General features: G+C 73.1%; 18 protein-coding genes. 6 read left to right on the top strand and 12 right to left on the bottom strand.

Going from position 1 to position 23,121, the window contains the following annotated elements:
- Positions 1 to 2: 2 nt before the first annotated feature.
- Genes WMF28_RS42620 through WMF28_RS42610 form a run of 3 tightly spaced genes read left to right on the top strand, consistent with a single transcriptional unit; the run spans position 3 to position 1,457 of the window.
- Complete coding sequence (locus tag WMF28_RS42620; protein WP_437599484.1) at positions 3 to 569, top strand: RNA polymerase sigma factor; 567 nt, start codon at positions 3 to 5, stop codon at positions 567 to 569.
- Positions 562 to 951, top strand: coding sequence for a hypothetical protein (locus tag WMF28_RS42615; protein WP_437599483.1), 390 nt, complete (start codon positions 562 to 564; stop codon positions 949 to 951). Before WMF28_RS42620 ends, WMF28_RS42615 begins: the two co-directional genes overlap by 8 nt.
- The gene (locus WMF28_RS42610) at positions 948 to 1,457 is read left to right on the top strand and encodes a hypothetical protein (RefSeq protein WP_437599482.1); all 510 of its coding nucleotides are present in this window, start codon (positions 948 to 950) and stop codon (positions 1,455 to 1,457) included. The genes WMF28_RS42615 and WMF28_RS42610 overlap by 4 nt, the downstream gene beginning before the upstream one ends.
- 122 nt (positions 1,458 to 1,579) lie before the next feature.
- On the opposite strand, the gene WMF28_RS42605 is transcribed toward WMF28_RS42610, so the two are convergent.
- The gene (locus tag WMF28_RS42605) at positions 1,580 to 2,503 is read right to left on the bottom strand and encodes an NAD(P)/FAD-dependent oxidoreductase (RefSeq protein ID WP_437599481.1); all 924 of its coding nucleotides are present in this window, start codon (positions 2,501 to 2,503) and stop codon (positions 1,580 to 1,582) included.
- 150 nt (positions 2,504 to 2,653) lie between these two features.
- Between WMF28_RS42605 and WMF28_RS42600 the strand changes: the two genes are divergently transcribed.
- Complete coding sequence (locus tag WMF28_RS42600; RefSeq protein ID WP_437599480.1) at positions 2,654 to 3,655, top strand: DUF4349 domain-containing protein; 1,002 nt, start codon at positions 2,654 to 2,656, stop codon at positions 3,653 to 3,655.
- Between the two features lie 466 nt (positions 3,656 to 4,121).
- Positions 4,122 to 4,973, top strand: coding sequence for a hypothetical protein (locus WMF28_RS42595; RefSeq protein ID WP_437599479.1), 852 nt, complete (start codon positions 4,122 to 4,124; stop codon positions 4,971 to 4,973).
- A 172-nt stretch (positions 4,974 to 5,145) separates the two neighbouring features.
- Here the strand turns inward: WMF28_RS42595 and WMF28_RS42590 are convergent, their stop codons facing one another.
- From WMF28_RS42590 to WMF28_RS42580, 3 genes are all read right to left on the bottom strand, one after another.
- The gene (locus tag WMF28_RS42590) at positions 5,146 to 6,069 is read right to left on the bottom strand and encodes a cyclase family protein (RefSeq protein ID WP_437599478.1); all 924 of its coding nucleotides are present in this window, start codon (positions 6,067 to 6,069) and stop codon (positions 5,146 to 5,148) included.
- Between the two features lie 68 nt (positions 6,070 to 6,137).
- The gene (locus WMF28_RS42585; protein WP_437599477.1) at positions 6,138 to 7,538 is read right to left on the bottom strand and encodes a pyridoxal-phosphate dependent enzyme; all 1,401 of its coding nucleotides are present in this window, start codon (positions 7,536 to 7,538) and stop codon (positions 6,138 to 6,140) included.
- A 206-nt stretch (positions 7,539 to 7,744) separates the two neighbouring features.
- Entirely contained in the window at positions 7,745 to 9,466 is a 1,722-nt protein-coding gene (locus WMF28_RS42580; protein WP_437599476.1) for a helix-hairpin-helix domain-containing protein, read from the bottom strand.
- Here WMF28_RS42580 and WMF28_RS42575 point away from each other — a divergent pair.
- Positions 9,447 to 9,914, top strand: a complete 468-nt coding sequence (locus WMF28_RS42575) for a DUF7151 family protein (protein ID WP_437599475.1) — start codon at positions 9,447 to 9,449, stop codon at positions 9,912 to 9,914. The two genes, WMF28_RS42580 and WMF28_RS42575, sit on opposite strands and share 20 nt — an antisense overlap.
- Here the strand turns inward: WMF28_RS42575 and WMF28_RS42570 are convergent.
- The 8 genes from WMF28_RS42570 to WMF28_RS42535 form a co-directional block, all read right to left on the bottom strand.
- Entirely contained in the window at positions 9,911 to 12,718 is a 2,808-nt protein-coding gene (locus WMF28_RS42570; protein WP_437599474.1) for a tetratricopeptide repeat protein, read from the bottom strand. The two genes, WMF28_RS42575 and WMF28_RS42570, sit on opposite strands and share 4 nt — an antisense overlap.
- A complete protein-coding gene (locus WMF28_RS42565) occupies positions 12,705 to 13,271 on the bottom strand; it encodes a hypothetical protein (RefSeq protein WP_437599473.1) in 567 nt (188 codons plus the stop codon). Before WMF28_RS42565 ends, WMF28_RS42570 begins: the two co-directional genes overlap by 14 nt.
- A gap of 1,187 nt (positions 13,272 to 14,458) precedes the next feature.
- Entirely contained in the window at positions 14,459 to 14,923 is a 465-nt protein-coding gene (locus tag WMF28_RS42560) for a hypothetical protein (RefSeq protein WP_437599472.1), read from the bottom strand.
- Between the two features lie 143 nt (positions 14,924 to 15,066).
- Positions 15,067 to 16,644, bottom strand: coding sequence for a hypothetical protein (locus tag WMF28_RS42555; protein ID WP_437599471.1), 1,578 nt, complete (start codon positions 16,642 to 16,644; stop codon positions 15,067 to 15,069).
- Positions 16,641 to 19,619 (bottom strand): hypothetical protein, encoded by a 2,979-nt coding sequence (locus WMF28_RS42550; RefSeq protein ID WP_437599470.1) that lies wholly within the window; start codon positions 19,617 to 19,619, stop codon positions 16,641 to 16,643. Before WMF28_RS42550 ends, WMF28_RS42555 begins: the two co-directional genes overlap by 4 nt.
- 115 nt (positions 19,620 to 19,734) lie before the next feature.
- Positions 19,735 to 20,166, bottom strand: a complete 432-nt coding sequence (locus WMF28_RS42545) for a hypothetical protein (RefSeq protein WP_437599469.1) — start codon at positions 20,164 to 20,166, stop codon at positions 19,735 to 19,737.
- A 282-nt stretch (positions 20,167 to 20,448) separates the two neighbouring features.
- The gene (locus WMF28_RS42540; protein ID WP_437599468.1) at positions 20,449 to 21,822 is read right to left on the bottom strand and encodes an SIR2 family protein; all 1,374 of its coding nucleotides are present in this window, start codon (positions 21,820 to 21,822) and stop codon (positions 20,449 to 20,451) included.
- A 54-nt stretch (positions 21,823 to 21,876) separates the two neighbouring features.
- Positions 21,877 to 23,001 (bottom strand): hypothetical protein, encoded by a 1,125-nt coding sequence (locus WMF28_RS42535; protein WP_437599467.1) that lies wholly within the window; start codon positions 22,999 to 23,001, stop codon positions 21,877 to 21,879.
- Positions 23,002 to 23,121 lie beyond the last annotated feature (120 nt).

Raw genomic sequence — 23,121 nt, 5'->3', positions numbered from 1 at the left:
CCATGGGCGCAGAATCGCGGGGGAACGTGATCGTCGACCTCAGGCTCGTCGCAGCGCGCGTCGCCGGAGGCGATGACGCGGCCTTCCGGCAGATCGTCGAGCACACGCGCGCGCCGATGTACCGCCTCGCCGCGCGCATCGTGGGCGACCTCGCCGAGGCCGAGGACGCCCTGCAGGAGGCGTTCGTCGATGCCTACCGCGCCCTGCGCGAAGGGCGCTACGACGGGAGATCGAAGGTGGAGACCTGGCTGTACCGCATCGTGACGAACGCCTGCCTCGACGCCCTCCGGCGCCGCCGCGACACCCCGCGCGAGGCGCCGGCCGAGCCGCGCTTCGACGGCCTCGTGTCCGCCGAGGCGCGCGTCGCGCTGCGCGAGCTCGACGCCCTGCTCGCCGCGCTGCCGCCCCAGGAGCGCGCCGCGCTCGTCCTCGTCGCCGTCGAGGGGCTGCCCGCGAAGGAGGCCGCGGCCGCGCTCGGTTGCTCCGAGGGCGCCGTCGAGCAACGTTTGGTGCGCGCCCGCGCGGCGCTCCGCGCGCGACAGACCGAGAAGGAGGCGCCGCATGCCTGACCGCGACGACGAACGGACCGAGCTCGATCGGGACCTCGCGCGCCTCGCGGCCGCGACCGCCCGCCTCGACGCCGACGACCGCTTCACGGAGGCCGTCCTGCGCGCCGCCGCGGCGGCCGACGACCCGCTGGCCCGCGTCGCCCGCGCGACCGACGACCTCGCGCCGGACGCGGCCTTCACCGAGGCCGTCCTCCGCGCCGCGGCGGCCGCTCGCCCACCCGCGCGCCCCGCGATGGCCGACGGCATCGTCCGCTCCGGTCGCGCGGCCATCGTGGTCACCGCCTTCGCGGCGGCCGCGAGCGTCCTCTTCTTCCTGCGGACGCAGCGCGACGTCGACAGCGCGATCATGGCCTCCGTGGAGACCATCGAGGCGATCGAATGACCGTACCCCCCGCGCCCCCGCACCCCGCGCCCCCGCACCCCGCGCCCCCGCACCCCGCGCCCCCGCCCTCCCCCGCGCGCTGGAAGCCCCTGGCCGTGCTCGCCGCCGTGTTCCTCTTCGGCGGCGTCGCCGGCGCGGCGCTCGGCCGCGGCATGGCCCTGCGCGACCTCGAGGCCACCTTCCGGGGTCCTCCGGCCGAGGCGCGCGCCCAGTTCCGCCTCCGGGCGATGCGCCGCCACCTCGACCTCACGGATCGCCAGGTGCGCGAGCTCCGGTCCACCCTGGCCGAGGCCGAGGTCGAGCGGGACCGGCTTCTTTCCGAGTGCCGCCCCGCGCTCGACGCCCTCCGCGACAGGACCGATGCCCGCGTGAAGAGCGTGCTCACGCCCGAGCAGCTCACCCGCTACGAGGAATTCGAGGCGGATCGGCGGAGGCGCCCCGGCCCGCCGCCGCACGGGCCCGGGCACCCCGGCCGCGGCCGCGGACCGGGCGGCCGCGGCGATTGAGGGCTGCAGGCCGGGGGAGCTGATCGCCCGGAGATCGCCGGCGTACCGGCGGCCGCTCGCGTGGCGACCCACGGATCACACCCCGAGGCAAAACGCCACACGCGCTGCGACTGCAGGCTTCGCTACGCGAGATCCTCCTCCTGCAGGGCGCAATTGACCCCGAACGCCGCGTCGGCGCCCTCGGCGGCGGCCATGATGGCGAGCAGCACGTCCTTCGACGCATCTCCGGCCACGAAGACCCCTTCGCAGGTCGTCTCCTCGTGCTTGTCCGCCGTCTCCACGCCGTGTTCCTCCGTGATCTTGCAGCGGAGCTTCCTGGCCAGATCCGCCCCCTGCTCCTGCTTCGTCTTCAGGAAGAGCGAGCGGCGCTCCACGGCGCTGCCGTCCTCGAGCACAACGCGCTCGAGCATGCCGTCCCTGCCCTCGAGCCGCGCGATCCGCTCCTCGCGCACGCCGATCCCGTGCCGCGCGAGCCGGCCCGCGTCGGACCTGGACAGCGACGCTGGACCGTCCGTGAACAGGATCACGTCATCGCTCCACGTCTTCATGTTGAGGGCCAGCGAGACCCCCGTACATCCCTGTCCGTAGACGCCTATCGCCTTGTCGCGCGCCTCCCAGCCGTCGCAGTAGGGGCAGTGGTGCACGCTCTTGCCGTACATGGCGGGCAGGCCCGGAACGTCCGGCAGCCGGTCGACGAGCCCTGTGGCGAGCAGCAGCTTGCGGCAGAGCAGGCGCTCGCCTCCTTCCAGCGTCACCTCGAACCGCGTCGCCTCGCGGCGGACGTCGGCGACGGCCGCCTCCCGGATCTCGACGCCGTAGGGCTGAAGCTGCTCGCGCCCTATCCGTCTGAGCTCGGACGGTGCGATCCCGTCGCGCGACAGGAAGCCGTGCATCGCGTGCGCGGCGTGGTTGCGGTACCGCCCCGAGTCGCACACGAGGACCCGCCTCCGGCACCGCCCCAGGATGAGCGCCGCGCTGAGGCCGGCCGGTCCTCCGCCGATGATGATCACGTCGTATCCCCGGACATCCGCTCTGCTTGTCGACATGGGTCCGCGGCCGCCTCGCAATGAGCGCGCCGGGCCCCCTCTCGCGCCCGCGGCCGCTCGGGGTGGGCCCGCGGCCGCTCGGCGCGCGTCCCGGCGACCGATTCGTGCGCGTCATTCGCCGCGCTTGCCCTCGACCGCTATGCTGGCCGCATGCGCCTGCGAACGAGCCTGTCCGTCGCGTTGCTCTCGGCTCTGACCCTGACCGGCGCGTGCGCCAGATCGGATCGTTCGAGCTCGGCGCCGGGGGAGTCCGCGCCTGCGCCCCTTCAGGCGGCGGCGCTCGACCTGCAAGCGCAGGCGCCTGCGCCCGGGGTGCCTCCGCTCGCCCAGCGCGCGATGCGGATCACCGTCGATACAACGATCCTCGTCGACGCCTTCGACCCGGCGATACAGCGGCTCCGGACCGCGGTCGAGGAGCACGGCGGCTACGTGAGCGAGGCCAGGGTGCACGGCGGCCCCCACCGCAGCGCGTCGCTCGAGGCGCGGGTCCCCTCGGCGAAGGTCGGCGCCTTCCGCGCCGTGGTGGCCTCGGCCGGCGAGGTGGTCGCCGACGCGGAGAAGGCCGAGGACGTGACCGAGCAGCGCGCGGACATCGGCGCGCGGCTGCGCAACGCCCGCGCCCAGGAGAAGCGGTTGCTCGACCTCCTGTCGGACAGGACCGGGAGCCTCGCGGACGTTGTCGCCGTCGAGAAGCAGCTCGGGAGCGTGCGCGAGACGATCGAGCAGATCGAGGCGCAGGAGCGGTTGCTGGAGGGGCAGATCGCCTATGCGACCGTGAAGATCTCGATCACGACGCGCCGCGAGGAGCCGACCGTGGGCGCCGGCGGCAGGATCGCCCGCGCGGCCAGGGAGGGAGTCGAGAACGCGGGCACTGTCGTCGTGAGCGCCGTGGTCTTGCTGGCGGCGGCCGGTCCCACCTTGCTGCTCCTCGCGGCGCTCGGCGGGGCGCTGTTCTACGCCCTCCGCGCCCTCGTCCGGCGGCAGCAGCGGCGCGCCGCGGCGACCTTCCGTCCGTCCTTCCAGGCGGGCCCCATGCATCCTTATCCTCCTCCGACCGGCGCGCCGCCGGCGCAGGGCCCGCAGCCTCACCCGACCGGCGCGCCGCCGGCGCAGGGCCCGCACGGCGGCGGAGGCGAGGTCGGCCCCGGTTGAGCCGGGCGAAGGCCCGATCCCCTCGACGACCGCCCACCCGCCCCCGCGTACGTGCCTTCCCGATAACGCCGGCTGAAGACCGCTTCGGCGCGCGCTCGTAAGCGTTGTGCCCCACGCCGTCGCTCCCCCGCTCCGTGCGCGCGCATGCCGTCGCACAGCGCATGGCAACGACACACAGCCAGCTCGCCCTCGTCCTGTTGTCCCTTCATGGGATGTGAGATTTCGATCATCAATCACGCTTCGCTCGCTTCGCTCGATTCGAGGCGAAGCGCGACGAGCGGCGGCGCGCGACGCGACACACAGCCTCACGCTCGCTCTCCACGCTCTGGACAGAGCAGACTCGCAATCAACGATTCAATGATTCCACACGGATGCTCTATCGAACACTGGACATCGATGGCCATTCTTCGGTACAACCAATTCGACCTTCGACGGGACCGCGAAGGAACGAACAGGGGGGACGACCATGTACCGAATCAGCACCGCTGACTTCGCAGCGCTGGCGCTCGTGTTTCTTGTGTCCTGCGTCACGGACCAGGAAGAACAGGAGGGGTTCGTAGGAATTGCCCCTAATGCGCTTGAGTACCTCAACGCGCTCAATCCCAACGCCCTCAATCCCAACGCCCTCAATCCCAACGCCCTCAACCCCAACGCGCTCAATCCCAACGCCCTCAACCCCGGCGCCCTCAGCCCAGCCGCCCTGAGCGCGATCCAGGCCCCGGGGGAGGCGGGCGATCTCTCGCGCCAGCTCCTCAGCTATGTGGTCGGCTGTGCGTTCACTCCCGCGCAGTCGTTCAGCTTCTCGTGGACCGACGGCTCGGGCATGGTTCGTAACGAGGAGTACTGGGGGCTCATCGGCCTCGTGCCCAGCTGGAGCGACAAGCCGCTCGGCCATAACGACCAGCAGTGGCTCTCCGCGTGCCTCGCGTCGCGGACGAACTGGTACGGCGCCTCCGTGACGATCTCGTCGCGGGGCAGCCACTCGGCCATCGACAAGACCGACTCACCCGAGCTCTCGACCTACACGCGAATGGAAGGCGCCTTCTGGGGCAACCTCTTCGCCCCCTCCCCGTATCTGAACGCCTGCTTCAACGAGGCCAACCGTGACCACGCGCGGTCGCTCGCCCGAGAGTGCGCCGCCGGTCACCTCGACGGCAGCGGAGCCGCCATACCATGCGGGATGATCAGCATCCGCGGGACGTGCCACAGCTACTGCCAGCAGCTCAACCTGCGCGGCATGTACTACCCGAGCTGCGTCAACAACCTCACCGGCATCCCGGAGTCGACCACGCGCGTGATCACCGTCTTCCTCCCTTAGAGCGCCGGTCACCCCCTCTGGTACATGCCGCGCAGAGCGGCGGTCACCCGCACAGGAGACGGGCCCAGATCGGCGTTTTCGGCGCGGAGGCGTACTCCAGTACGCCGAGCACCGAAAACGTCGAGGTGGGCCCGTATCCGAAGCGGGTGACCGCCGGCGCTCGGCCTCGCGCCTACTTCCCCGGGACGCCGGAGGCTGGCACAAGCGCCAGCACCCGGGCGGGCGCGCCGCTGCCGCGCGTGAGCGGGAGCGGCGCGACCACCACGACCGCCCCGGCCTCGGGGAGCTGCTCCAGGTTGGCCAGGTTCTCGATGTGGTAGCCGCCGGCGCCGAGGAACGCCTTGTGCTGGTCGAACGACTGGCTCGGCCCCGGATCGGTCGACAGCGTGTCGATGCCGACGCAGCGCACGCCGCGCTCGCGCAGATAGCGGCTCGCCTCCACGGAGACCCCGGGAAAGTGCATCACGCCCTGCGCGTCCTGGTTCAGGTACTTCGCCGGATCGGACCAGCGGGCCCCCCACCCCGTCCGGATCAGCACGATGTGCCTCGCGCCGAGCGCCCCGTGCCGCGCCTCCCAGCCCCGGAGATCGTCCACGGTGACCTGATGGTCGGGGCTGGCCGCGACCTTCGCCGTCACGTCCACGACCGCCGCCGACCCCACGAGCTGCTCCGGCGCGATCTGCTCGACGGTCGGCGCCCCGGCCTTGAAGTGCGCCGGCGCGTCCACGTGCGTCCCGGCGTGCTCGTCCATCGAGAACCGGCTCGAGAAATACGCGTCCTTCTCGACGGTGCTGAGCGTCTCCGACGCATAGGGCTTGTTGCCGGGATACAGCGGCATCTCCGGCGTGATCGGGTGCGTCAGGTCGACAACCCGCGCCGTGGCGATGTCGAGGAGCGCGGGCACGGCCTGCGCCGCGGACGGCGGCGCCGCCCCCTCCGCCTGCGCCGCGGACGACGGCGCCGCGGCGGGCGGCGACCCCGCGGCAGGCGCGCACGCCGACAGGGCGAGCGCCGCCGGGCACAGCGCGTACGCCGCGGCCCCCCTGACCCCCGCTTGAAGGAAACTGACAACGCCGGTTCCATGCGCCTTCTGCATGGCGCACATGTCACCACAGGCCCGCTCCCGCCACAAGGCGCACGGCCGGGCCGTCGCGTCAGGCCGGCTCAGACCTCGTGCAGCTTCACCCGGCGTCGCAGGTAGTTGAGCAGATCGATGCGGGTGACGAGCCCGACGAACTCGTCGCCGTCGGTCACGATCGGCACGAGCCCCGCGTCGAACATCGGGAGGAGATCCCGGATCGGCGTCTGCACGTCGACCGTCTTGAGCCGCGTCGTCATCGCCGTCTCCACGGGCTGGCGGAAGCGCGTCACGTCGTCGACGGCCGCGAGGAGGAGATCCGACTCGTCCACAAGGCCGACGATCTTGCCGTCCTCCAGGACGGGGAGCTGCGACACATCGTAGAGCTTCATCCTCGCATAGGCGACGAGGAGCGCGTCCGCCCGCTGCACCGTGACCACCGCCCTGTCGGCGTGGCGGCGCGTGATCACGTCGCGCAGGTCCCCTGTCGGCTCGCGATCGGTGAAGCCCTGATCGGCCATCCAGAAGTCGTTGTACATCTTCGACAGGTACTTGTTGCCGCTGTCGCACACGAGCGTGCAGACGCGCTTGGGCGACGACTGCTCGCGGCAGTAGCGCAGCGCCGCCGCGAGGAGCGTCCCGGAGGACGAGCCGGCGAGGATGCCCGTCCTGGAGAGGAGCAGCCGCGCCGTCTCAAGGCTCTCGCGGTCGGAGATCGTGTACGCGAGCTTGACCCGGGAGAGGTCCAGGATCGGGGGGAGGAAGTCCTCGCCGATGCCCTCGACGAGCCACGAGCCCGCCTTGCCGAGCTTGCCCGTCTTGACGTAGCCCGCCAGCACCGAGCCCTCCGGGTCGGCGAGCACCATGTCGCAGCGCGGCTGCGCCGCCGCGAAGTAGCGCGAGAGCCCGGTCAGGGTGCCTCCGGAGCCGACGCCGCACACCATCGCGTCGATCCTGCGGTCGAGCTGCGCGTCGATCTCCGGGCCGGTGCCGGTCTCGTGCGCGAGCGCGTTCGCGGGGTTCTCGAACTGGTTCACGTAGAACGCGCCCTCTTCGCGCGCGATGCGGGCCGCGAGGTCCTGGTAGTAGCTCGGGTGGCCCTTCTCGACGTCGGAGCGCGTCATCACGACGTGCGCGCCGAGCGCCTTCAGGTGAAAGATCTTCTCCTGGCTCATCTTGTCGGGGATGACGAGCGTCAGCCGGTAGCCCTTCCGCGCCGCGACGAGCGCGAGGCCGAGGCCCGTGTTGCCCGCCGTCGCCTCGACAACGTGCCGCCGCTCGCCCCCGAGCTGGCCGTCGCGCTCGGCCGCCTCGATCATCGACAGGCCGATGCGATCCTTGATGCTGCCGCCGGGGTTCTGGCTCTCCATCTTGAGAAAGAGCTCGCACGGGCCGGTGTCGAGCTGAGTGACCTGGATCATCGGGGTGCGGCCGATGAGAGAGACGATGTTCTCGGCGGGCGGAGGGGTCGGCATCGGCGTCGTCATGGCAGCTCAACGGTCACACGACGCGCACCGTCTGTCGAGGCGCTCGGCCGGCCATCGCGCGCGGGTCAACGCGGGCAGCCCTGGAAAACGGACACAGGTCCGCTAGGATGGATTGTCCCTCGTGGCGCGCGGGGGGAGTGTACGCCGCGACAAAGTAAATAGTGCTTCTCATGTCTCGGCCGCTCGCGGCGTCGCGCCGCCGCGCGTCAGGCGGCGGGCCGCACGGCCTTCTTGAACGCGGCCGGGCCGAGCGCGTTCAGCACCTCGCCCCGGCGGAGGCCGCCTCGCCGCGCGGTCCCCACGCCGAAGCGCAGGTTGTGGAGCGCGTTCGTCGAGTGCGCGTCGGTCGAGATCACGAAGCGGATACCGCGCTTGCGCGCCTCCTTGATCCACCGGGGCTCCATGTCGAGGCGGTACGGGTCCCCGTTCACCTCGACGGCGGCCCTCGACTCGGCCACGGCGTCGAGCACCTCCTCGACGTGGCACGCGAACGGCTCGCGCCGCTGGATGAGCCGGCCGAGCGCGTGCCCCCAGATCTTGAAGACCGGCAGCCTCATCGCGCGCACGAGCCGGCGCGTCATCTGGTCCGCGTCCATCTTCATGCGCGAGTGGATGCTCGCGATGATCACGTCGAGCTGCTCGAGGATCGCGTCCGGATAATCGAGCTCCCCCGACTCCAGGATATCGGACTCGGTGCCCCGGAGGAGCTTCACGCTCACGCGCTCCTGCACGCGGGCGATCTCGTCCCATTGCTGCTTCAGCCGGTCGAGGCCGACGCCGCCGGCGTAGTGGGCGGCGGGCGAGTGATCGGTGATGGTGAGGTATTTCATCCCCATCGCCTCGGCCTCCAGGGCCATCTCCTCTATCGTGTTCTTGCCGTCGGAGTACACCGTGTGGCAGTGCACAATGCCCTGGAGCTCACCCTCCACGATGAGCTCGTCGTCGCGGTCGTCGCGCGCGACGGCAGCGATGATGTCCTCCGCGCCCTCGCGGAGCTCGGGCGCGATGTACGGGAGGCCGAGGTGCCTGTAGAGCTCCTCTTCCGTCTTCGCGGGGAGGCGCTTGTCGTCGCGGAGGAGCCCTCGCTCGTCGAGGGTGAGCCCCAGCTCGCGCGCGAGCGCGCCGAGCGCCTCGATGTACGCGGGCGCGCCCGTCCTGTGGTGGAGCGCGGCGGCGTAGTACCGGGGCGGCACGCAGAGGAGCTCGCCCCTGAGGCCGCCCGAGAACCTCACCTTGCACCGCGCCTCGCCGCGCTCCTCGACCTCGGCGACGCGCGGGAACCGGGCGAACCAGTCGACGACCTGCGCGGCGTCGTCCGCCGCGGCCACGATGTCGACCTCGGCCACCGTCTCTTCCCAGCGCCGGATCGCGCCTGCGACGTCGGCCTGCTCGGTCGCCTCGCACCCGCGGACGTGGGCGAGGAGCGGCTCGGCGAGCTCCAGGGCGTCGACGAGGAGGATGCGCTCGTCGCGGGTCTCGTGGCGGTGGATACCCTCGAGGAGGCTCGACTCGATCTTCGCCCCGAAGCCCTTCACGGCGCGGACCTTCCCGGTGAGACAGGCCGTCTTGAGCTCCTCCACGCTGCCGATGCCGAGCGCGTCGTGGAGCGCCTTCATCCGCTTGAGGGTCATCCCCGGCACCTGGGAGAGCTCGAGGACGCCGCGGGGCAGCTCGGCGCGGAGCTGCTCGAGCTGCACGGAGCGCCCTGTCTTGTAGAGCTCGGCGATCTGGGCGGCGAGCGCGGCGCCGATGCCCTTGAGCTCGGTGAGCCGCTTTTCATTGATGAGCGCGCCGAGTTCGTCCGTGAGCTCCTCGAGGGCCTGGGCGCCGGTCTCGTAGGCGCGCGCTCGGTAGGGGTTCTCTCCCTTGAGCTGGAGGAGCATGGCCATCTCGCGGAGGGCGCGGGCGATGTCGAGCTTGTCGAGCATGGAGGGCGGCAAATATAGCACCCGCAGCGGGGAGGCCATGCTCGACGGTGGGCCGGGAGCGGACGGCCCCGAGGGCGAACGCGGCGACAGCGGCGCTGACGGCGAAGGTGCGTCGCGGGCGCTGATCGACATCGCGCCCGAGTCGAGCGGACCGAACTGCACCAACGGCGGGCAGAAGGTCGCGGGCGGGCTCGACGCCGACGACAACGGGATGCTCGATGAGGGCGAGGTCTCCGACACCGCCTATGTCTGCCACGGTACCGCCTATGTCTGCCACGGTGAGGACGGCGGGCACGGTGTCGCCGGCTTCCAGCTCGTGTCCAAGTACACGGCGCCTCCTGGTCCGATCGCCGAGATCGTGGCGGCCTCTCCGGACGGCAACATGCTGGCTTACACGAGCAGCGTGCGCAAGCGCAGGGACGCACGCAAGGCCAAGCGAGTATTCTAATCGGTGCGGCCGTGGACCTCGCCCTTCTTCTTCGCTTCGACGGCTCGCTCGTACCACGGCAGCGCCTGGTCGAACCGCCCCGCGCTCGAGTGACAGTCGCCCACCTGGTGAAGGCTTCTGCTCAGACTTTCGTGGTCCACGCGGCCGTGGACATCGCCCTTCTCCGCAGCTTCTACGGCTCGCTCGTACCACGGCAGCGCCTGGTCGAACCGCCCCGCGCTCGAGTGACAGTCGCCCACCTGGTGAAGGCTGATGCCCAGGCTTGCGTGGTCCACGCGACCGTGGACATCGCCCGTCTCTGCAGCTTCGACGGCTCGCTCGTACCACGGCAGCGCCTGGTCGAACCGCCCCGTGATCGCGTGACAGTCGCCCACCTGGTGAAGGCTTCTGCCCTGGCTTGCGTGGTCCACGCGACCGTGGACATCGCCCTTCTCCGCAGCTTCGACGGCTCGCTCGTACCACGGCAGCGCCTGGTCGAACCGCCCCGCGATCAAGTGACAGTCGCCCACCTGGTGAAGGCTGATGCCCAGGCTTGCGTGGTCCATGCGGCCGTGGACATCGCCCTTCTTCTTCGCTTCGACGGCTCGCTCGTACCACGGCAGCGCCTGGTCGAACCGCCCCGCGCTCGAGTGACAGTCGCCCACCAGGTGAAGGCTGATGCCCAGGCTTGCGTGGTCCACGCGACCGTGGACATCGCCCGTCTCTGCAGCTTCGACGGCTCGCTCGTACCACGGCAGCGCCTGGTCGAACCGCCCCGCGCTCGAGTGACAGTCGCCCACCAGGTGAAGGCTTCTGCCCAGGCTTGCGTGGTCCACGCGGCCGTGAACATCGCCCTTCTCCGCAGCTTCGACGGCTCGCTCGCACCACGGCAGCGCCTGGTCGAATCGCCCCGCGCTCGAGTGACAGTAGCCCACCTGGTGAACGCTGATGCCCAGGCTTGCGTGGTCCACGCGGCCGTGGACATCGCCCTTCTTCTTCGCTTCGACGGCTCGCTCGTACCACGGCAGCGCCTGGTCGAACCGCCCCGCGCTCGAGTGACAGTGGCCCACCTGGTGAAGGCTGCTGCCCAGGCCTGCGTGGTTCACGCGACCGTGGACGTCGCCCTTCTCCGCAGCTTCGATGGCTCGCTCGTACCACGGCAGCGCCTGGTCGAACCGCCCCGCGCTCGAGTGACAGTTGCCCACCTGGTGAAGACTTTTGCCCAGACTTGCGTGGTTCACGCGACCGTGGACGTCGCCCTTCGCCGCAGCTTCGATGGCTCGCTCGTACCACGGCAGCGCCTGGTCGAATCGCCCCGCGCTCGAGTGACAGTGGCCCACCTGGTGAAGGCTGATGCCCAGGCTTGTGTGGTCCACGTGGCCGTGGACATCGCCCTTCTCCGCAGCTTCGACGGCTCGCTCGTACCACGGCAGCGCCTGGTCGAACCGCCCCGCGCTCGAGTGACAGTGGCCCACCAGGTGAAGGCTGCTGCCCAGGCTTGCGTGGTCGACACGACCGTGAACATCGCCCTTCTTCTTCGCCTCGACGGCTCGCTCGCACCACGGCAGGGCCTCGTCGAACCGCCCACCCGTACAGAGTGCACGACCGGCCATGTCAGCGAGCGACTCCAGCAACGAGCTCTCCGCCAGCAGCCCTTTCCAGAAGGGCAGGTCCGCCGGGTAGGCGAGGAGCCGCGCGCTCCGCTGCGGCTGCCCGGGCTGCTCGTCGAATCGCCTCGCCGCCTCGATGAAGGCCTCGACGTGGTGCTCCAGAACGGACAAGGGGATCTCCGGCGCACGCTGCCCGCGAACAAACTGCGCCACGCACTGGTGCACATCGAGCACATCGGCTGTGGTAACGATCAGGGTCCGGTCGTGCACCGCGTCCAGAGCAAGGTCGAACCGCTCATCTGTCCAGCCCTCTCCAGCGAAGAGCGCGCGAAGCGCGTCGGCCGGGATACGCCCGATCTCGAAAAGACAGGCGACGCGGAGCACCAGCCGGGCGTCGTCCGAGAGGATCCGGAACGCAGCCCCGAAGCTCGACTCGGTGCCGCTGGCGAGCCCGGCGCGGACGGCCCCGGCCCGGCCGCGGCGCGTCTCGTAGTCGACGCTCCTGGCTGCGGCGCACAGCTCCACGGTAACCCCACGCCCCTTGGCGATGATCGCGTCCGCATAGCGCTGCGCTGCGCGCGGATCCGTCACGAGCGCTCCGACGAGGAGACGCGCGTCGCCGTCGGCGAGCAGGCCGACCGTCAAGGTGGTCCAGGGCCGGGGCCAGTAGGCGAGCGTCGAGGTGGCGAGGACATGGCACGCGAGGGTCCCCGGCGGAAGCCAATCCGCGAGGGCTCGCTCGTCGGGTACATTGTCGTAGACGAGCAACGTGGGCTTGGTCCCGAGATGCGCGAGCACGCGCCGGCACTGGTCCTCGATCGGCTCGTCTGCAAAGCGGTGCAAGCCGAGGATTCCCAGCAGGCGCGCGAGATCCGGCGGAGGGGCCTGATCACATCGGACGAAGAAGGTGCCGCCAGGGTAGCTCGCATGGCAGCGGCTCGCGTACTCGACGGCGAGCCAGGTCTTGCCCACGCCAGGCGAGCCGTGAAGCACGAGCACTTGCGGCGTTTCGCGCTCGGCAAGCGCGTCGTCGATCGCCGCGAGCTCGGCGGCTCTGCCCACGAAACCAGCCGCTGCCTTGTAGTTGGGCAGTGTGCTTCGCGGCGCATCCGGCCCCGCGACGACATTCACCCGCACCCCCGTGCCGCCGTCGCCGACGAGCTGCGTGCCGACGGTAACCGACGGGCGGCGCGAGCCGGCGTCACTCGAGGTCAATGCCGACGCTCCCGGCTCCGGAGACCTCCTGGCGAGCGATGAAGACGCGTTTTCCCGTCGTGGCCCGCACGCGCACCCCGATGGCGCCGGCGGTGACCACCTGCAGGTCAACGCGGGCCGCAGCGCCCCCGAGCTCCGCGCCGAATCGCTCCCGGAAGGCGGCGAGATCCTCGCGCACGCCTCCGAGCGCTTCGAGCACCTCCTCCTTGACCCGGTGCTGACTGCGTACGATCTGGATGAGCGCCTGGCCGATCAGCGCCTCGACGGCATCGCCGATCTGGGCGATGAACGCCCGCCGGTCCTCTTCTCTCTCCATGGCGGCGAGCTCGCGGCGGAACATGTCGTCGGCGGCATTGCCGAACGCGCAGGCGACGGCCTTCTCCGCGAACGGCGCGAGCAGCGCGACCTGAGGGTTGCCCGTGGCGAGCGCGGCGACCAGGGCCGCGCTGGTACCGATGAGCTTGGCGCGATCCCCCGCAGCGAGGCTCTGTGCCATGTCCTTCAACATGTCGTTGTGAGGTTCCAGCAGCTCCCCGAGAGCTCTATCGGACATACGGAAAGACTATGGGTTGAGCGACCTGCCGTCGAGCGTGCCCGACCGGCCGCGCGACCGGCGCCCCTCCTCGACGAAGCGCTGACCGCTTCCCGCGACGTCCTCCACCACCTCCGGTCAAGCCCGGCGCACTTCCAAGGACGTCCTCCACCACCTCCGGTCAAGCCTGGCGCACTTCCAAGGACGTCCTCCACCACCTCCGGTCAAGCCCGGCGCACCTCCAAGGACGTCCTCCACCACCTCCGGTCAAGCCCGGCGCACTTCCAAGGACGTCCTCCACCACCTCCGGTCAAGCCCGGCGCACTTCCAAGGACGTCCTCCACCACCTCCGGTCAAGCCCGGCGCACTCCGGGCGCGATCGCGCTTCGGGCACCCGCCGGGTGGGAACGAGCGAGGCTCCCTGTCCCGCCCTACTTGCACCCCAGCCGGCACACCATGGCCCCGTGTAGGAGCATCCGTGGTCACCCACAGCGACGAGCTCGGCCCCGTGCACCGGAACGCGCACCCGCGCCCGTCCGCGGTCGCCTCCGCCGTGAGCCGGTAGCCCTCGGCGTTGACGAGCGCGCCGGGCCTGCGGCGCGCCCGCTTCGACCACGCGCGCGTTCAAGCCCGGCACACGCCGCGCCCTGACGCCGGGCCCGTACCGCGGCGCGTGCGCCGCAATGTGGAAGCTCCATGGCGCGATGGGTGATCGCGTCGCGCGCGGCACCTGGGGGATCGTGTGTGCGCTGCTCCTGATGGCGCTCCTCGCTGCAGATCGGTCCGAAGGCCATTCGCCGGAGGCCGTCGCGCAGCGCCCCGCCGCCGACGCCGCTGCCGCCGGCGTTCCGGCGCGATCGCCTCCTCCATGGTCGTCGGCGCGACAGCTCCTCGTCACGGCGCAGGGCTGCCGCCAAACCTCGGAGAGATCGTCGCGGAGGCGCTCGAGTTCATCGAAGGAAGCCCGCGGGCTGCGGGGGAATCGCCCGCTTCTTCGAAGTAGCGCCTATCCCTCGATCCTGGCGAGGCCGAGCTTCCAGGCGACGTTCGACAGGTTGCCCGTGGACCCGCCTCCAACGAAGGTAGTAGCGCTTCGAACGCGTCCCCCGAGCTCGTCACGAGCTCCAGCTTGCCACCGCGCAAGAACGCCGCTGTGGGCTGGCCCCCGCCGACGGACGATATCGCTCCTCAAGCGACCGTTCGAGTCCTCAACCCCTCGACGGTTCGGTCCACTCGCCGCGGGCGAAGTGGAGCGCCTCCGCCTCGCTCGTGGTCGCGAAGCTTGTCGCGCCGTCCTGGCGCGTGAGGCGGCTCACCTGCAGCAGGCCCGCCTGCGTCCCAACCAATACCGCCGTCCGCGCGAAGCTCGACGTGATCTGTGCCCGCATGCCGTGCATCGCCTTCTCGAACGCGGCGTCGTTGCGCGCGGACGCCTGACGCATGTCGACGACGATGCCGGCGCTCCGGTGTCGCGATGCGATCGACCGCAGCACTGCCGCGTTGGCGCTCGTGAGCTCCGCGATGGAGGCGAAGGGCTCCGGCTGGCGCGCGAGCCACACGACGCGCCCGTCGCCGTCCTCCTCCATCAGCCAATGGGTGCTCGCAAGCAGCGTCGTCTTCACCGGATCGGAGGGAATTATGGCACCCCATGGGCACGAGGGGCAGAATCCCACGTCCTTTGCAGCTGAACGCCGCGAGACGGCTCTCTTCGCGGCCACCGCGGCGGAGCCGCGCAAAGCCGGGTCGGTTCACGACAACGGATCGCGCCAGGCCGAAGCCGCCGCGGAGCGCGCACGGCCCACCGCACCGCCCGCCCCTACTTGCTGCACCCCAGCCGGCACACCATGGCCGCCGTGTAGGCGCACCCGTGGTCGCCCCATATCGACGAGCTCGGCCCCGTGCACCGGAAGGAGCACCCGCGCCCGTCCGCGGTCGCCTCGGCCGTGAGCCGGTAGCCCTCCGCGTTGCAGCTGCCGGTCGACGACAGGCAGCTCGACAGCTGCGGCTCGCACTGCTCCACCACATAGCCGGCCGGGCACGTCCAGTCGGCGCTCGCCCGCCCGTAGTCCGGCGACCGCCCCATCTCGGTCGCGATCGGCTCGTGCTTCGAGAAGGTCGGCATCCCCGTCGTGACCTGCAGCGGCACCACGACCGCCCGCTCGCGCGGCTCCACCGGGGAGGCCGCGTCCTTCGGCTGCACGACGAACGTGTCCCGCCGCGTCTGCCGCTCGCAGCCGGCCGTCACGCCCTCCGGCGTCCACGAGAACGTGAGCTCCGCGCTCCCGTGCGCGGGCACCTCGACCGTGCGCTCGCCGTGCGTCACCCGGACATCGACCTGCGCCCGGTTCGTGATGAGCGCCTGCGCCGTCCCGGTGGCGCCGTACGGCACCACGCCGAGGTCGACCGGCAGCGGCGCGATCTCCGGCTCGGCGAGCGAGAAGCGGCACACGTCCGCCACCGGGTAGATCGCGTACGCCAGCGGCACCGCCTTCTTCACCTCGATCCGCAGCGCGCCGAGCGCCTGCCCGCCGCCCTTCGCGCCGCCCGGCCCGCCCGCCACCGGCGCGCCCTCGACGCCCTCGATGGCCAGCTCGCCGACCGAGGTCATCGTCACGCGGCGGTCCCCCGCCTCGATCCGGGCCTTGAACAGGCCGATCGCGGTGCCGTGCGCCTCGCCGGCCGTCACGTCCGTCTCGTAGGCGACCATCGCGCCGCGCTTCACGGCCCCGATGAAGTGCGTCGCGCGACCGCAGGCGCAGCCGCCGCCCGGCGCCGGCACGACGCTCTCGGTCGGGTCGAAGAACTGCGGATCCTCGTCCGCGACGAGCGCCATCGCGACCAGCCGCAGCCGGCGCTTGTCGAGCGTGCCTCCGGCGCTGAAGTACGCCGGCAGATCGACGTCGGCGCCCACGAGGACCGAGTCGACCGCGATGCCCACGTAGCGGAAGTCGATCGCGCGCTCGCCCTGCCCAGGCGCAGGCCCGCCCTGCGCCGCCGCGGCCGCCGGCGCTCCCGCGGCCGCCGGCGCTCCCGCGGATGCCGGCGCTCCCGTCGCCGCCTTCGGCTGGGCGCAGGCGAGGCCGACCGGCGAGAACACGCCCGCCGCGCTCCGCGACAGCCCGCGGCCTGGCACCATCGCGCTCGACGTGTCGAGCAGGTAGTCGTGCCGCACGTCGCTGAACGCTCGCGCGGCCGCGAGCAGCGCCCCGGCCTGCGAGCAGCCGCTCTCCTTGCAGGCCGGCAAGACGCCCGCGCCCGCCGCCCGGCCCGACGGCGCGACCGGCACCTCCGGCGGCCCCGGGCAGCCGAGCGCCGAGGCCAGCACCCCCAGGAGGAGCGCGCCCGCGCGCGCAGGCGCAGCGCGCCGACGACGCGCGCGACCCGCGCCGCTCACGGCCACGCGATCGTCATCCACCGGACGCGCCCCGAGCCGCTCACCGCGTCGTCCGCAAAGAACAGCGACCCGCCGGAGCGCCCCGCGAACACCGGCGACACGTCCTGCGACGCGCTGCCCGTCAGCCACGCCAGCTGCTTCAGCGCGGGCGCCGCCGCCTCGCCGGGCGCCAGCGAGAAGGCGCTCAGCACCACCGAGTCTCCAGGCGCCGACGCGAGCACGCCGCGGCAGACCTCGTCGCACGCGAGCGCGATCGACGACACCGGGGTGCCGTCCGGGCCGGCCACCGCCACCGGCGCGCCCTGCACCGCGCCGCCGTCGTCGAGCCGCACGAGCCACGCGCGCCCGCCCGACCCGCCGGCCGCCGCGCCCCCGCGAGCCGCCGAGCCCCCGCGAGCCGCCGAGCCCCCTCCGGCCGCCGCGTCCTCCCCTGCCGGCTCGTCGACCCAGCCGACGAGGACGCCGCCCTCGTGCGGCGCGAGCACCGGGCTGCGCGAGTGCTCGGGCGACGCGTGGAGGCGCGACTCGTCGCCGATCCGCTGCAGCGTCTTCGCGTCGAGCCGCGCGAAGAACACGTCGCCCGTGGCCTCGCCGCCCGCGCTGGCCGCGCCGCCCGCCGGCCGCGCGTCCGACCACACGAGCCACGCCTCCTGGCCGCGCACCGCGATCTGCACCTCGGCCGCGTCGAGCGGCGCGTTCGTGATGCGCCGGTCCGGCACCGTCCTGTTCAGCGCGCGGTCCACCCGCGCCGCGTACACCTCGGCGTTGCCGTCGCGCGTGTCGACCCACGCGACGATGAAGCCGCCCGCGCCGTCGTAGGCGATCGCCACGTCGGACGCCTCGCTCGCGGCGCCGCCCTTCTTCTTTCGCGCCGCCGTGGTGAGCTTCTTCTGCGCGAGCTTCGCGCCCGTCGCGTCGACCTTTGTCACGTAGACCTGCGTCTCGCCCCGCTCGCGCGCGACCCACGCGATCACGCTCTCGCCCGCAGACGCGCCGCCCTTGCCCTTCGGATCGGCCGGGGGCGGCGGCGCCGTCGCGATCGCGACGCCGCCGAGCGACGACGCCTTCTGCGAGAGGACGTTCACCTTGCCGAGGCCGCCCGGCGACGCGGCGCGCACCGCCAGCGTCGCCGAGAGGTCCTGCCCGCGCGGCGCCGCGTCCGACGCCCCCTCCACGAAGTACGTGACCCACGCCGCGAGCGCCGCGCCGCCGTCGAGCTCGGCGGCCGCCACCCTGGCGAGGTGGTCGCCCTCGGCGAGCGCGCGCACCGCGGTCGCGCGCGGCGGCGGCGCCTTGTCCGCCCGGAACGCGGGCGCGCGCCACGCGCTCTCGCGCACCGGCAGCGACACGAGCGCGAGCGGCGTCCGCGCGCCCGCCGCGCTCGACGCCTTGCCCGCGCCGCCCTGCTGCGGGCCGGCCCCGGCCGCCGCGCTCGCCAGCGTCACGCACGCGCCCTTGTGGCAGCTCAGCCCGCGCACGAGGTACGGCACGCCGTCGGTCGCCGCGAACGGCGCGGCGCGCACCGGCTCCGCCGCCCGCACCGAGAGGTCCGGGCCGAAGCGCACGAACGTCGGCCAGATCGGCGGCGCGGCCGCCGCGTCTCGGGCCGCCTTGAGCCTCGCGGGCGCGAGCGTCACCGCCGCGAAGCCGTCGCCGTCCGCCGCGAGGTCGGGCGGCCCGCTCGCGCTGAAGACGAGCGCCGCCCGCTCGGCGCCGAGCGCGCCGTCGGGACCCACCGACGCGAGGTGGATGAGGCGCCCCGCCCCGCCGGCCTCCACGCCGCCGTCGCGGGGGCGCAGCTGGTCCTCCCACGCGAGCAGCGCCCGGCCGCCGCCGGCGGAGGGCGCGACGAGCGACACGAGCGCCTGCTCGCCGGACGGCGGCGTCGCCTGCCGCGGCGCCACGACCACCTTGCCGCCCGGCTCGACCGCCGCGAGGTACACGGCGCTGTCGATGTCCCGCTCGTCGGTCCACGTGAGCAGGTAGCGCCCACCGACGGCGGCGATCTCGAGATCGATCTGCGCGGTCGGCTCGGGGCTGACGGCCACCGGCGCCGAGACCTTGCCGGCCGCGTCGATCTCCAGGAGCGCGATGGATCCGAGCTTCTCGGTGTCGGCGGCGTCCTCCGCTTCCGCCTTGCGCGCGGGCTTGCCCTGGGCCGTCGGGGGCCGTGCGGCCGGCGGGAGCACGAGGGCGACCGCCGCGCCGCGCGCTGTGGCGACCGCGTGCCACCCGAGCACGTCGCGCGCGACCGACGCGGGCGCCGTCGGCCTGATCGCGGCGCCCTTGTCCTGCGCCACGACCGTCATCACCACGTCGACGCGGTCGACGTCGCCCTGGGCCACGCCGCCCTGGTCCTCGCGCGGCATCTCCCACAGCACGAGCGCCCCCTTCGCGTTCGGGAGCACGTCGAGCCACGTGATCTCCTCGGCCGTCTGCGCGACCGGGCTCGCCGGGGCGACCGGCTTGCCGGCCGGGTCGAGCGCGAGCACGCGCACCGCGCGGCTCCCCCCGATCTGCTCGATCCACGCGGCGATGTAGCCCTGCGGCCCGGCGCGGAGCGCGGCGACGGGCACGTCGGCGGCGACCGGCCCGGCGTCGACGAGGTCCCCGCGCGGCGCCCCGTCCGCGCCGATGACGCGGGTCCTCAACCGGCCTCCCGCCGCGTAGAGCAGGAGCGCCTCGTCGCCTCGCCGGGCGAAGTAGGGCGTCGCGTCCTCGCCCTCGAGCTCCGCGATGACCTGGGCCGGCAGGAGCGGCGGCCCCTCCGGCGCCTTCGGCTGCCCGGGCGGCGTCTTCACGACGCGCGCCGGGCGCGCGGCGGGGGCCTGCGCTGCGCCGGAGCACCCGAGCAGCAGCGCGAGCGCGGCGCCGAGCAGCGCCGGGGCGCGGCGCCGGAGCGCGGCGCCGGTCAGGCGGCCTGCGTCGCGCTGCGGGCCGCGTAGAACCGAGGGGAGAGCACTGCGGACGAGCATGGCGGCGACCATGCCAGAAGCGAAGAGCCCCCGCTACAGGGCGCCACCCGCGGGCGGGGGCGCACGCCCCGGTCGCACGCCCGCGCTGCGCTGGACGTCGCGCGCCCGCGCTGCGCTAGAAGGCGAGCAGGCGCCCGAGCAGCGACCTGTACCTGCGCAGGGCGAGCCGGAGCTCCTCCGTCGACACCTCCGGGCGCCCGGGCTCGCCGTCGAGCAGGCGCTGCAGCGCGCTGCGCTCCTCCCGGAAGCCCTGCACGACCCGCTGGATCACCTCGGTCACGAGCGCGTCGGCCTGCTCGACCGCCTGCCGCGGCGCCTCGATGAAGCCCGCCTGGATCGCGCTCCAGCGCTCGGACAGCTCGCGCGCCTCGTCCGGCGTGAGCGCGGGCGCGCGATCGGGCCAGGGCTCTCCGGTCGGACCGCCCCGCGCCGTGTAGACGGCCGGCTGCCGGCCCGACTCCGGCGGGGGCTCCTCTTCGGCGATCCGTGCCTCGGGCTGGCTGCTCTCGCGCGCCGTCACCATCCGCTCTCTGTGCAATGGGCTCACGATGGCCACCTCTCCGCTCGTTCGCATTGTCCGCCCAGCGGGCCAAGCAAGCCGCATGCGCGCCTCGATGTGCATCCGCGCCCGCTGCCGGCCGCAGCGCGGCAAGGCCAGAGGCTCAGAAGAGCCCGAGAAAAGCGCGAGAGATCTCGGGGCGAACGAGGCCGCCCGGCCCCCATCGCGCGGGCGCCGGCCGCGGCAATCCCTCACGGGCCGGGGAGGCGGAAGAGTGAGGAATACGCGCGCTGCGCGGCGGAACCGCCGCCCCGGCGAGGGCGCCCGAGCTCACCTGAGCGAGGCGCGCAGCTTCGTCACGAGCGCGCGGATCTCCCGCACCACCTGGAGGAGCGCCTCGTCCTCGTCGGCCCACTTGGTCACGGGCTTCCTGTCCCGCGGCACCGCCTGGAGCTCGGCGAAGCGCGTCGTCTCCCAGTCGCAGGGGCGGAGCAGGATCGGCACGACCGCGGCCTGCCCCGCGGCCCGCCGCTCCATGGCGCGCGTCACCTGCGCGTCGCCCTGCTCGGACGCGAGGAAGCTGGCGCTCACGAGGAGCAGGACGAGATCGGCCGCCTCGAGCTGCTCGCCGATCGCGCGCTCCAGGTCCTCGCCCGCGCCGATCTTCCCGCTGTGCCACGGCGCGATCAGCCCCTCGCGCCTGAGCGGGCTCAGGTGCGCCTCGAGGCGCGCGAGGAGCTCCTCGTCGCGCGACGCGTAGGAGAAGAAGACGCGCACCGGCCGCGCCGCGGCCGGGAGCGCGTTCGCGGGCGGCGCGGCGGTCGGGCGCGCGCTCACCGCCGGGTGCGGCGCCGGCGTGGCGACGCGCGGCGCCGGGGGGGGCGGCGGCGGCGCGGCGGTCGGCTCCAGGCCGAGGAGGACCTGCGCGACCTCCGCGTGATCGCCGGCCTGGTTCTCGTAGAGGATGAGGCGGATGCCCGACTCCTCGAGCAGCCGGCGGCGGAACGGCGGCACGCCCTCCGGGAGCAGCGCGAAGTGCATGGGCGGCTGCCCGCCCGCGAGCGCGCGCACGCGGGCGAGCGTCTGGTCGATGTTGTCGTCGGCGAGGCCGAAGCCCACGAACAGGATGGAATGCGCGCGGTAGAGGGCGCCGAACGCGTCCTGGAGGAGGGGCGAGCCGAAGATCGCCCGGTCGTACTGGTCGCGCGAGAACACCCAGGTGTCCCACGCGCGCAGCGTGCCGTGCAGCTTCAGGATGAAGCGCCTGTCCATGACGACGTCGGCCGCCGGCCGGTCGATCACGCGCCACTCGCCCTGGAACGCGCGCTCGAGGAAGCGGTCGATGTTGGTGGTGAGCACCGCCTTGAGCTTCGGCTTGAGCGCGGCGATCGCCTGCGCCACCTCGGGCACGTCGCGGCCGGTGTCGTCGAGCTCCTTGTCGACGGTCCAGTTGAAGTCCTGCGGCCCGAGCGCGAGCTTCGCGGCGGAGAGCGCGTTGATGAGCTGGTTCGAGGAGATGTACTGCTGGATCTCGTCGACGACCGCGGGGTCGGCGCTCCGCTTCCGCGCGCGGTCGCGCAGCTTCTCGGCGAGCTGTCTCCAGGTGGGCATGCCCGCCGCCGCCGACACGCCCGCGCCCGCGAAGACGATCAGGCCCTCTGCTGCGTAGCGCTCGCGCAGCTGCTCCAGGATCTCGTCATCCATCGGCGAGCACGATACCGCGGATCCGCGCCCGCGGGCGGCGCCGCGCCGCGCTCCTCACCGCGGCGGCGAGGAGCGCCGCTCCGTGGCGAGGGAGAGGCCGACCCCAAGCCAGACCCCCTCGACGGCGCCCGCCTTGCCGTCGGCGGCCTCGTAAGGCGCCGGCCGGAGCACCACCCCGGGGTCCAGCGTGAGCCCGAGCCACACGGGGCCGCCCAGCCGGGTCTCCAGGCCGAGCCCGAGGCCAGCGCGGGCGGACCACGTGTCGCGCTCGCCGGCGATGCCGTCGACGGAAGCGGCGGCAGGCAGCCTGACCGAGGCGACCGACGCGGTGGCGCCGATCGACAGGCGCCACGAGGCGGCGAGCCAGAAGCGGTAATCGCCCGAGAGGCCGCCCTCGAGCCAGCGCAGCGTCTCGCCGCCGGACGGGGTGGCCAGCAGGCGGGCAAAGAGCGACTCGGTGAGCCGCAGGCGCCGCAGGCCGAGCGTCAGGCCGGCGCCGCCGAGCACCTGCGGCCCGCCCGTGACGACCGCCGCGTAGGGTCCGGCCGAGACGGACAGCGCGTCGAGATCGCGCGAGGCGAGCTCGACCTCGTCCGGGGTGGGGCGCCGCGGCGACGGCGGGCGCCGCGGGGCGCGCGCCCGGCGCATCTCGGCGCGGATCATCTCGGAGGCGGCGATCGCGACGAGGCGCGCGGCCACGTCCGAGGTGAGGCCGGAGACGGCGATCTGCCGCCGCACGACCGCGCGGCCGTCGAGGCGCACCTGGATCTCGAGGCGGGCCGCGGTGGGCCGGTCGATCCACACGTTCGCCACGCGGTCGCCGAGCGGGCCGACCGGATCGGTGGCGAGCTCGGCGCTGTCCGGGAGCTCGATCTCGAGCAGGCGCCGCACGCGGACGCTCGAGACCTCCTCCGCCGCGTCGCGCGACAGCGCGACGCGCACCTCGATGGGCGCCGTGGCGGCGGACAGCGGCGGCGCGCTCGGCGCGGGGGCGCCGCCGCTGCCCGCCACGAACGCCCGCGGCTCGGCCGCCGCGGCGGGGGCGGCGGAGCCCAGCAGGAGGACGGCCGCGACGAGGGCGGGCGCAGATGGATCTCGGCGCCGGGCGCGCGTCGGGGGCAGGCGGCCGAGGCCCTCCCTCTGCAGCCGCGTCCACGCCGGAGATGATCCGCTGGGCATCCTCGCACCGGCCATCGGGGTACCTGGCCACATACCCCGTTGCCGTCTGGATTGCCTCTTTCTTGTCGCCGGTGACTCGCCGGTGACCCGCTCGCCAGGGCTGCGCTTGCCCGACGGCGC

Source organism: Sorangium sp. So ce590 (genome assembly GCF_051521365.1).
Classification (GTDB): Bacteria; Myxococcota_A; Polyangia; order Polyangiales; family Polyangiaceae; genus Sorangium.
This window is presented reverse-complemented; position numbering and strand designations above follow the sequence as displayed.

Excerpts from the sequence above, each read along its gene's own strand:
- WMF28_RS42620 (WP_437599484.1), top strand. The coding sequence starts at position 3 with ATGGGCGCAGAATCGCGGGGGAACGTGATCGTCGACCTCAGGCTCGTC.
- WMF28_RS42615 (WP_437599483.1), top strand. The coding sequence starts at position 562 with ATGCCTGACCGCGACGACGAACGGACCGAGCTCGATCGGGACCTCGCG.
- WMF28_RS42610 (WP_437599482.1), top strand. The coding sequence starts at position 948 with ATGACCGTACCCCCCGCGCCCCCGCACCCCGCGCCCCCGCACCCCGCG.
- WMF28_RS42605 (WP_437599481.1), bottom strand. The coding sequence starts at position 2,503 with ATGTCGACAAGCAGAGCGGATGTCCGGGGATACGACGTGATCATCATC.
- WMF28_RS42600 (WP_437599480.1), top strand. The coding sequence starts at position 2,654 with ATGCGCCTGCGAACGAGCCTGTCCGTCGCGTTGCTCTCGGCTCTGACC.
- WMF28_RS42595 (WP_437599479.1), top strand. The coding sequence starts at position 4,122 with ATGTACCGAATCAGCACCGCTGACTTCGCAGCGCTGGCGCTCGTGTTT.
- WMF28_RS42590 (WP_437599478.1), bottom strand. The coding sequence starts at position 6,069 with ATGCAGAAGGCGCATGGAACCGGCGTTGTCAGTTTCCTTCAAGCGGGG.
- WMF28_RS42585 (WP_437599477.1), bottom strand. The coding sequence starts at position 7,538 with ATGACGACGCCGATGCCGACCCCTCCGCCCGCCGAGAACATCGTCTCT.
- WMF28_RS42575 (WP_437599475.1), top strand. The coding sequence starts at position 9,447 with ATGTCGAGCTTGTCGAGCATGGAGGGCGGCAAATATAGCACCCGCAGC.
- WMF28_RS42580 (WP_437599476.1), bottom strand. The coding sequence starts at position 9,466 with ATGCTCGACAAGCTCGACATCGCCCGCGCCCTCCGCGAGATGGCCATG.
- WMF28_RS42565 (WP_437599473.1), bottom strand. The coding sequence starts at position 13,271 with ATGTCCGATAGAGCTCTCGGGGAGCTGCTGGAACCTCACAACGACATG.
- WMF28_RS42550 (WP_437599470.1), bottom strand. The coding sequence starts at position 19,619 with ATGCTCGTCCGCAGTGCTCTCCCCTCGGTTCTACGCGGCCCGCAGCGC.
- WMF28_RS42540 (WP_437599468.1), bottom strand. The coding sequence starts at position 21,822 with ATGGATGACGAGATCCTGGAGCAGCTGCGCGAGCGCTACGCAGCAGAG.
- WMF28_RS42535 (WP_437599467.1), bottom strand. The coding sequence starts at position 23,001 with ATGCCCAGCGGATCATCTCCGGCGTGGACGCGGCTGCAGAGGGAGGGC.